7 protein-coding genes are annotated in these 7,141 nt (G+C 76.5%); 1 reads left to right on the plus strand and 6 read right to left on the minus strand.

The genetic code is table 11. The features are described 5' to 3' along the window. Positions 1-95: 95 nt before the first annotated feature. Genes cobC through cobM form a run of 6 tightly spaced genes read right to left on the minus strand, consistent with a single transcriptional unit; the run spans position 96 to position 6,413 of the window. Positions 96-1,181, minus strand: a complete 1,086-nt coding sequence (gene cobC, locus GTW67_RS27295) for an Rv2231c family histidinol phosphate aminotransferase CobC (protein ID WP_237519057.1) — start codon at positions 1,179-1,181, stop codon at positions 96-98. Then, positions 1,153-2,070: a CbiX/SirB N-terminal domain-containing protein gene (locus GTW67_RS27300; RefSeq protein ID WP_161167441.1), complete on the minus strand. Its 918-nt coding sequence runs from the start codon at positions 2,068-2,070 to the stop codon at positions 1,153-1,155. The genes cobC and GTW67_RS27300 overlap by 29 nt, the downstream gene beginning before the upstream one ends. Beyond that, entirely contained in the window at positions 2,067-2,651 is a 585-nt protein-coding gene (locus tag GTW67_RS27305; protein ID WP_161167442.1) for a precorrin-8X methylmutase, read from the minus strand. Before GTW67_RS27305 ends, GTW67_RS27300 begins: the two co-directional genes overlap by 4 nt. After that, positions 2,648-4,339, minus strand: a complete 1,692-nt coding sequence (gene cobJ, locus GTW67_RS27310; protein WP_161167443.1) for a precorrin-3B C(17)-methyltransferase — start codon at positions 4,337-4,339, stop codon at positions 2,648-2,650. The genes GTW67_RS27305 and cobJ overlap by 4 nt, the downstream gene beginning before the upstream one ends. Then, positions 4,336-5,580 (minus strand): precorrin-6y C5,15-methyltransferase (decarboxylating) subunit CbiE, encoded by a 1,245-nt coding sequence (cbiE, locus tag GTW67_RS27315; protein ID WP_161167444.1) that lies wholly within the window; start codon positions 5,578-5,580, stop codon positions 4,336-4,338. The genes cobJ and cbiE overlap by 4 nt, the downstream gene beginning before the upstream one ends. Continuing rightward, positions 5,577-6,413: a precorrin-4 C(11)-methyltransferase gene (gene cobM, locus GTW67_RS27320; RefSeq protein WP_524539827.1), complete on the minus strand. Its 837-nt coding sequence runs from the start codon at positions 6,411-6,413 to the stop codon at positions 5,577-5,579. Before cobM ends, cbiE begins: the two co-directional genes overlap by 4 nt. A gap of 86 nt (positions 6,414-6,499) precedes the next feature. Here cobM and GTW67_RS27325 point away from each other — a divergent pair. Next, positions 6,500-7,141 (plus strand): ZIP family metal transporter (locus GTW67_RS27325; RefSeq protein WP_161167445.1); only part of this gene is annotated, 642 nt, incomplete at its 3' end.

The following is a 7,141-nucleotide window of genomic DNA, read 5'->3' on the forward strand; positions in this document are numbered from 1 at the left end:
CGGGGTGCCGCCTGCGCCCACCCGTGCCGCCCTGGGGGCACCTCCCAGGCCGTTCAGGCACTGGGGGAGGCACGACTGCCCGCAGGCTGAGCGAGCTAAGCGGGTGGCTGGGTCAGCGCCCGTTCCAGGGCCTCCAGGAAGCCGTCTGTCGTCGTTCGGCTGCGTACCGCCAGGCGCAGCCAGTCCGTGTCCAGGCCCGGGAACGTGTCCCCCCGTCGGACCGCGTACCCCAGGGTGCGCAGCCGGTGGCGTGTGGTCGCCGCGTCCGGCACGCGGATCAGGACGAAGGGGCCCTCGGCCGGCTCCGTGACCCGGAGTCCGGCCGGCGCGAACCGCCCTAGTCCCGCGACGAGATGGGCGCGGTCCGCGGCGATGCGGTGGGCGGCGTGGGCCGCCTCCGCCAGCGCGCGCGGCGCCACGCACGCCTCGGCCGCCGCCAGCGCGGGCGTGGACACGGGCCACAGGGGCTGGGCGCGTTCCAGGTCGGCGATGGTGTCCGGGGCGGCGAGGACGTAGCCGATGCGCAGCCCCGCCAGGCCCCACGTCTTGGTGAGGCTGCGCAGGACCACCAGCCCCGGCACGTCCGCCCGCCCGGCCAGCGCCTCCCGCTCACCCGGCACCGCGTCCATGAACGCCTCGTCCACGACCAGCGTCCGCCCCGGACGGGCCAGGGACGCGATCGCGTCGGCGGGGTGCAGCACCGACGTCGGGTTGGTCGGGTTGCCGATCACCACCAGGTCGGCGTCCTCCGGCACCGCCGCCGGGTCCAGCCGGAAGCCGTCCGCCTCCCGCAGCAGCACCCGGCCGACCGTGTGCCCGGCGTCCCGCAGCGCCGCCTCCGGCTCCGTGAACTGCGGGTGCACCACCACCGGCCGGCGCACCTTCAGCGCCCGCGCCAGCAGCACGAACGCCTCCGCCGCACCCGCCGTCAGCAGCACCCGCTCCACCGGCAGCCCGTGCCGCGCCGCCACCGCCGCCCGCGCGGCCCGCCCGTCCGGGTAGGCCGCGAGGGAGCCGAGCGAGCCGGCCACGTGCTCGCGCAGCCACGCGGGGGGCGTGTCCGCGCGGACGTTCACCGCGAGGTCCACCAGCGCCGAACCGTCGTCCCGGACCTCGGCGTCCCCGTGGTGCCGCAGGTCGAGGCCGCCGGGGTCAGTGTGCATGGGAGTGCGCGTGTCCATGCCCGTGATGGTGCCCGTGGTGGTGGTGACCGTCGTCGTCGGGGTGGAAGTGCGGCTGCTGCGGCAGGCCCACCTTGTCCTCGAAGCCGGGCAGCGCGATCCGGTACACGCAGCTGTCGCAGTTCATCCGCAGATCGCCCTTCACCGCCTCCTCGTACCGCTCCCACACCAGGTCCAGCAGCTCCGGCTCGGGCCCGATGACGTCCGCGGACCGCACCTCGGTCTCCGGGTGCGCGGCGGCCCACTCCTCCGTCTGGTGCCGGACCCGGTCCGGGAGGATGCCGGTGAACAGGAAGTACGGCAGGACCACGACCCGCCGTGCCCCCAGCCGCACGCACCGGTCCAGGCCGCCCGGCACGTCCGGCTGCGCCAGCGACACGAACGCCGTCTCCACGGCCGCGTAGTCCCGCCCCTCCCACAGCAGCCGCGCCGCCTTGAACACCTCGGCGTTGGCGTCCGGGTCCGTCGAACCGCGCCCCACCAGGAGCACGGTCACCTCGGCGGGGTCCCAGGACGGGTCGACGGCCGCCGCGAGCCGCCGCTCCAGCACCCGCAGCAGCGCCGGGTGCGGGCCCAGCGGACGCCCGTACGTGTACGAGATGCCGGGGTGGCGTTCCTTCTCGCGGGACAGCGCCGCCGGGATGTCGCCCTTGGCGTGCCCGGCGGACACCAGCATCAGCGGCACCGCCGCGAACCGGCGTACGCCCCGCTCCACCAGCTCGGCGACGGCCTCGCCCAGCGGCGGCGGGGACAGTTCGATGAAGCCGCCCGCGACGGGCAGTTCGGGATGGCGGCGGCCGAGCTCGCGCACGAAGTCGCGGAACGCCTCGGCCCCGGCCTCGTCCCGGGTGCCGTGGCCGGCGATGAGCAGGGCGGGCGGGGTGGTCACAGTTTCTCCTCGGAAATCGGGTGGTACAGCAGGGCGTTGAGCGCGGCGGCGGCCACCGCCGACCCGCCCTTCTCGGACACGTTGCTCACGGCGGGCAGCCCGCTCTCGCGCAGCGCGGCCTTCGACTCGGCCGCGCCGACGAAGCCGACGGGCAGCCCGACGACGAGCGCGGGGGAGGCGTCCAGGGTCAGCAGCTCCTCCAGCGCGGTCGGCGCGTTGCCGATCACCCAGAGGGCGCCGGGCCCGACCTGTTCGTACGCCAGCCGCATGCCGTGCGCCGAGCGGGTCAGTCCCGGCCCGGCGACGGCGTCCCGCAGCCGGCAGACGGTCTCCCGGCGGGTGATGCCCGCGCCGACCATCTCGACGTCCACGACGACGGGCGCCCCGGCGTGCAGCGCGGCGTGCGCCGTCGCCAGCTCGCCCTCGTCCATGACGAGGTCGGTCGCGTACTCCAGGTCGGCGGCGGAGTGGATGACCCGCTCCACCACCGCCCGGGTCAGCGGCGGGAAGTGCGAGGTGTCCAGGCGGGCGCGCAGCCGCCGGTAGGACTCCTCCTCGATGGGGTGGACCACACGCGTCACCGGGAGGCCTCCTGCCAGCGGTAGCCGCGCGGGGTGACCATGCGCCCCGCGATCTCACGGGTCGCCGTGTTGCCCACCGTCACGACCGTCATCATGTCGACGCTCGCCGGGTCCAGCGCCGCCAGCGTGGTCAGGCGGCTGGACTCGTCGGCGCGGGACGCGTTGCGGACGACACCGACCGGCGTCACCGGCTCCCGGTGCCCGGCGAGGATCGCCAGCGCCTTCGGGAGCTGCCAGTCGCGGCCCCGGCTGCGCGGGTTGTAGAACGTCACGACGAGGTCCGCCTCGGCCGCCGCCCGCACCCGCCGCTCGATGACCTCCCACGGCGTGTGCAGGTCGGACAGGCTGATCGACACGTGGTCGTGGCCCAGCGGCGCGCCCAGGATCGCCCCGGCCGCCAGCGCGGCCGTCACGCCCGGCACCCCGACCACGTCGATGTCGTCGGACGCCTCGGCCAGCGCCGGCGACGCCATGGCGTACACGCCCGCGTCCCCGCTGCCGATCAGCGCCACCGCCTGCCCGAGCCGGGCCTCGGCCACCGCCGTCCGCGCCCGCTCCTCCTCCGCGCCGAGCCCCGACTCCAGGACCCGGGTGCCGGGCCGCAGCAGATCGCGGATCTGGTCGACGTACTGGTCCAGGCCGACCAGCACGGACGCCCGCCGCAGCTCCGCCAGCGCACGCGGCGTCAGCAGGTCCCGTGCGCCGGGACCGAGCCCGACCACCGCGAGCCGCCCGCGCCCCGGACGCCGGGCGACGGCACACGTGGCCATGGCGGGGGAGCCGTCCGCGCGCTCCGACTTCCGCTTCGGCACGAGGAGTTCACCCCCGCCCGCCAGCGCCGCGGCCTCCGCGACCGACGGGGTGCCGACGGCGACGAGCGGCGCGTCGGACGGGTTGGGCACCTCGACGCCCGCCAGCTCCGAGGCGGCGTACGTCACCAGCGGCACGCCCAGCCGCCCGGCGGCGCCGACGATGCCGGGCTCCCCGGCCTTGGCGTCCACGGTGGCCAGGGCGGCGACCGACGCCGCCGACAGGCCGGCGTCCCGCAGCGCCGCCTCCACCAGGCCGAGCACCTCGTCCACCGGCGCCCCCTTCGAGGCGCCGACGCCGACGACCAGCGACGGCGGACGCAGCACGACCTCACGCTCGGCCGGCTCCACCAGACGGTCCGTCAGCCGCACCGCGTACGCGCCCTCCGAGGCGAGCGGCAGCGGCGGCAGCGGCCAGGCCGCCTCGGCCCGCAGCGCCACCGGCTCACCGTCCAGCAGGGCCCGCGACACCCCGGCGACATCGCCCTCGACGGGCAGCCCCAGCGTGTCCAGGCCCGGCAGGCCCACCGCGTCGGTCGCCGTCGTCACCACCGGCTCGGCGCCCAGCGCCCCGCCCACGGCGCGGGCGAGTTCGTTGGCGCCGCCGCCGTGCCCGCCGACCAGCGACACGGCGAACCGCCCGCCCTCGTCGACGCACACCACACCCGGGTCGGTCCGCTTGTCGTCCAGCAGCGGCGCCACGAGCCGGACCACGGCCCCCGTGGCCAGGAAGCACACGAGCTGCTCGCACTCGGCGAACGCGGCCCGTACGGCGTCCGCGACGGGACCCCCGTACACGCGCGTGCGGTCCGGCCACGCCGCGGCCAGCCGGTCCCGCGCCGCCGCACCCGCCGCGGTGGCGGAAATGAGGCCGATCACTGGGCCCCTCCTTCTTCGGTTTCTTCGCTACGGCTGCCGGGCCTCACGCCCCACAGCAGGAAAACGGGATTGGTCGCCGCCAGCCGCGTCACGTCCCCCGGCAGCGGCGCGAGCCGGGACGACTGGAGCAGCACCCCGTCGCACTCCAGCCCGGCGTCGAGCAGCGCCTCGCGCGCCGCCGGCACCCGGTCGAGGGCGGCCATCGCGACGACCACGGACCGCCGGGCGCGCCGCGCGCAGGCCGAGACGATCGCCGGCAGTTCACGCCCGCCGCCGCCGACGAACACGGCGTCGGGATCGTCCAGCCCCGACAGCACCGTCGGCGCCGCGCCGTGCACCACGCGCACGTCGACCCCGTGCGCGGCGGCGTTGGCCCGCACCCGCTCGACCCCGTCCGGCGTCTTCTCCACGGCGGTGACGGCGGCACCGAGCCGCGCGCACTCCACGGCCACGGACCCCGAGCCCGCGCCGACGTCCCACACCAGGTCGCCGGGGCGCGGACCGAGCCGGGCCAGCGCCAGCGCCCGCACCTCGAACTTGGTGATCATCGAGTCGCGGTGGGCGAACGCGGCCTCGTCCAGCGCCCACCCGGCGGGCCCCGGCCGCGGCCCGGCCACCGAACGCACCGGGCCCAGCGCCCGCGCCTCGTCCAGGCACAGCACCACGCTCACCGCCCCGCCCCAGTCCCGGCCGGCGGCCTCGGCCGGCGTCACCCGCTCCACCCGCTCCGCGCCCGAGCCGAGCGCCGAGGCCACGACCAGCACCCGCGCCTCGCCCGCCAGCGCGGCCCCCAGCTCCGCCGGACCCGCCCCGGGCCCGGTCAGCACGGCCACCTTCGGGTGGGCGCGGCACAGGTTCACCGCCGTCCGCAGGTCCCGCCCGTGCGCGGAGGCCACCACCGCGTCGTCCCACGGCAGCCCGGCCCGCGCGAACGCGGCGGCCACCGACGACACCCCGGGCCGCACCTCCAGCAGCTCCGGCCCGAACCGCTCGGCCAGCGCCCGCACGATCCCGAAGAACCCCGGGTCGCCCGAGGCCAGCACGAGGACCGGCCGCTCCTTCGCGACGTACTCGGCGACCGTGTCCAGGGCGGGCGCCAACGCCCCGAGGACGACCCGCTCGGCACCCTCCGGAAGCCGCACGGCGTCCAGATGGCGCCGCCCGCCGACGACCAGCTCCGCGCCGGCGGCGACGTCCTCGGGCAGCGGGGAACCGGTCCCCGCCCCGACCACCGTGATCACGTGCTCGCACCCCGCGCGCGCAGCTCCCTGCGGGCCTCCGGGTCGGCCTTGCGGTACCCGTGGAAGTGCCCCGGGTGGTACAGGTGCGAGCGGGTGCCGCGCGCGTCCAGCGCCGGGCCGACCAGGAACAGGGTGTGCTTCCAGAGCTTGTGCTCCTTGACGGTCTCCTCCAGCGTGCCGATCGTGCACTTCACGACCAGCTCCTCCGGCCAGGTCGCCTGATAGGCGACGACGACCGGCGTGTCGGTCGGATAGCCGCCCTCCAGCAGCTCCCGCACCAACTGGCCGCTGCGCGCCGCCGACAGGAAGACCGCCATGGTCGTGCCGTGCTTCGCGAACTCGCGGACCTCCTCACCGGGCGGCATCGGGGTCTTGCCCCCGCCGAGCCGGGTCAGCACCACGGACTGCGCGACCTCCGGGATCGTCAGCTCCCGCTGCGCGAGCGCGGCCACCGCGGAGAACGCGGAGACGCCGGGCACGACCTCGGTCGCGATGCCGATCTCCGCGCACCGGTCGAGCTGCTCCTGCGTACCGCCCCACAGCGCCGGGTCACCGGAGTGGATACGGGCCACCCGCAGCCCCTCCTCGCGGGCCCGCCGGTAGACGGCGACGACGTCCTCCAGCGACATCGTCGCCGAGTCCAGGACCTCCGCGTCCTCCCGCGCGTGCTCCAGGACCTCCGCCTGGACCAGGCTCGCCGCCCAGATCACGACGTCGGCCTCGGCGATGGCACGGGCGGCCCGGAACGTCAGCAGATCGGCGGCGCCGGGACCGGCACCGACGAAGGTCACCTTGCCGGCACCGGCCTCGGCGGTGGGGGCCATGGGGTCCATGGAATTCGGTCCTCTCCTGCGCATATTTACTGCGGTTGCTGCTGTCGGACGCGCGTGAACGCGGGCTGATCGGATACCAAGGGCGCATGGCGGTTCTCGTCGCGCTCGGCGCGTTCCTGATGACGCTGGCCGGCGGCTGGACGGCGCAGCGCGTGACCGACCGGCGCCACCTGGTCCTGGGCCTCGCCGGCGGCCTGATGCTGGGCGTGGTCGGCCTCGACCTGCTGCCGGAGGCCCTGGAGGCGGCGGGCGACGAGGTGTTCGGCGTCCCGGCGGCCCTGCTGCTGTTCGTCGCCGGATTCCTGCTCGCCCACCTGGTGGAGCGCCTGCTCGCCGCCCGCCGCGCCGCGCACGGCGCCGACGAGCACGGCCACCGCACGCCCGAGGTGGGCCTGACGGCGGCCGCCGCGATGGTCGGGCACAGCGCGATGGACGGCGTGGCGATCGGCGCCGCGTTCCAGGTCGGCGGCGGCATGGGCGCGGCGGTCGCGATGGCGGTGGTCGCCCACGACTTCGCGGACGGCTTCAACACCTACACGCTCACCAGCCTGTACGGGAACGCCCGCCGCCGCGCCGTCGCGATGCTCTTCGCCGACGCGGTGGCCCCGGTCGTCGGCGCGGCGTCCACGCTCCTCTTCACGATCCCGGAGACCGCGCTCGGCGCGTATCTCGGCCTCTTCGGCGGCGTACTGCTCTATCTCGCCGCCGCCGAGATCCTGCCCGAGGCC

Origin of the sequence: Streptomyces sp. SID5910, from assembly GCF_009862125.1 — a bacterium.
Lineage (GTDB): Bacteria > Actinomycetota > Actinomycetes > Streptomycetales > Streptomycetaceae > Streptomyces.